Annotated in this window: 2 protein-coding genes and 1 pseudogene; all 3 read left to right on the top strand. The window is 30.2% G+C overall.

Annotated elements, in window-relative coordinates; genetic code table 11:
* Positions 1 to 82 (top strand): annotated as a pseudogene (locus AC1DJR_RS27415) (cupin domain-containing protein); the annotation flags it as partial.
* Between the two features lie 800 nt (positions 83 to 882).
* Positions 883 to 1,311 (top strand): GNAT family N-acetyltransferase, encoded by a 429-nt coding sequence (locus tag AC1DJR_RS27410; protein WP_326997825.1) that lies wholly within the window; start codon positions 883 to 885, stop codon positions 1,309 to 1,311.
* 264 nt (positions 1,312 to 1,575) lie between these two features.
* On the top strand, positions 1,576 to 2,192 hold a 617-nt coding region (locus AC1DJR_RS27405; protein ID WP_477003983.1), incomplete at its 3' end, for a hypothetical protein.

Genomic DNA, 2,192 nt, shown 5'->3' with positions numbered 1-2,192 from the left:
TCAGTCAACTCAGCCCCCTACTCAACAACAAAATCTATATTACCAAGATTCTTATTACTTCCCTCTATACTGGGGGTATTAATTAGTATCATTTTAATAGAACCACCATTTATCTCCTCGGAAAATATCGAGGAGATTTTTTATCGTAACAATTAATAGAGTACATACATATAATATTTATATATTTAATTGGAGGTGATAGTACTATGAGTAATTATAACTATCGAAAAAACTACTCTAATAATAAAAATAGTAGCTCTTCAGCATCCTCTCAATCTTCGAACTCTCAATCTTCCGATTCCCAGTCACAAAGAGATTTAGCCGAGCTAGGCTATGTAAAGAAAAAAGGATGTAACTGTAATAAAAATAAATAGTTTATTACTAATTTGAGCAATGACATTTCACCGCTCATGATTAACAATTTAACCCACTAGTATATAGTTTATTTAATGGATGAATTCTGTTTTTAATAGAATCGGAACTCTGCAAAGAGTAGTATTAAATGCCTTAGAACCCTTGTTAATTCAGGGTTTTGGGCTTTTTTTATTTATCATTTATATTGCAAGATAGAGCATAAATAAGAATACTACTGGGGCTAAGTGGGGCTAGTTTGGGACCCAAAATATAAAAGGCTGGCGTGTGTATAGAAATGGATAAGTGTAAAAAAACAATAAAAAACTCTGTAGATCTATAGTACATTTATCTTGTTTATAGTTAATAATTATTAGCCCTTCTTTTCTTCAAAATTTTTCATTGTCCCTTTATCCATCTAAAGGGACACTTTTTAAATGACCTTGAGCAAATACTAATTTCTCCACGCAATCCTTGGATTTTCAGATATAATGATATTTATTCTGATAAAAATAAAAGGAGTTACTTGTTTTGGTAGAAAAATTCAATAAAATCCCTCTTCATGTACAAGACTTTCAAAAATTAAAAATGTTATTAGACGAATTAGTACAAGATGAAATAATGTTCATAGAAGGTCTTTCTAAGTATTCTTTAGATATTTCTTCTAAAAAATCTAAAGTCACCATTAACCTTAGAAGCGAATTTTTCCCCGATCCATACTTGGCAATTACTGCTATAAACATTACCCCAAGTAATCAAGGTAAGGGCAGTATTGTTCTTGAATGGTTTAAAACATTCGCTAAAGAAAAAGGCTTTGAACGATTAATATTACAAGAAGTTATAACTGAAGAAGGTTACCACTTTGCATTAAAAAATGGCTTTTCAAAAAAACATAGTCCATACGAGGAACTATTTGGAAGACTAAACAGTTTTGACGGGGATTATGAACTACATTTATAAAAGGTAAAATAAAAGTGAACGAATATTTTCCTTATGCGTTCACCTTTTTACTTGATGAATTATCCACCACATCTTATTCTTTTCTTTCCATAAGAGCAATTTCCTCTATACTTTTAAATATTTAAATCGCTGTCAAACACATACMCGCATCCATTTGATGTTAACACAACAATTGTTGTATTTTAAAAAAAGGRGGACTTCTCACAAGAGAGATCCCCTTTTTATTCTTAAAAATGGTAAAATATAGTTCAAGGAGGGGGAAGAATGAGGAAACTAAAAGTAACTGTTTTTATCTTATTACTGGGCATACCACTATCCCTATTAAATGGTTGCTCTACAGACACAAAACTATTAGAAAAACCAATAGGAGATTATTTGTCCGAAAACTACGGGATAAAGAATGGGGATTTTAAAATTCTTTCTGCTGATAGTGGGTTTGGAGCTCCTGATCAACAGACTTACGTGGAAATAAAAAAACCATACCGCACTCTTGCTTATTTAATTGTAGACAAAGACTCATATGAAATAGTTAAAAATGGAAGCGATGATGTTTTTCTAGAAATATTCAAAGGAGCTTATGTTGAACAACATCGTGATGTTTTGAAACAATCCGATAAGATGATAAAAAAGTATAACTTATTAAGTGAATTCTCCTATCATAAAAAGAATCCAAATTTCTATTACTATTTAGATATACATATAGATAAACAACAAGAAAAGGAATTAATTAAAAATTTCAAACGCGATCAAAAAATAAACACTGACAACATAATGAAAATGTTAAAAGATAGTAAACCTAGAGATCATGCTAATTATATAGGAGTTATCAATTTTAATTACTATTACAATACCTACAAAAATAGTGAAACTGTTCCCAATGC

Source organism: Bacillus sp. 05T31 (assembly GCF_056396725.1).
Note: the sequence above shows the minus strand (reverse complement) of the source record. Positions and strands in the feature narration are given on the sequence as shown.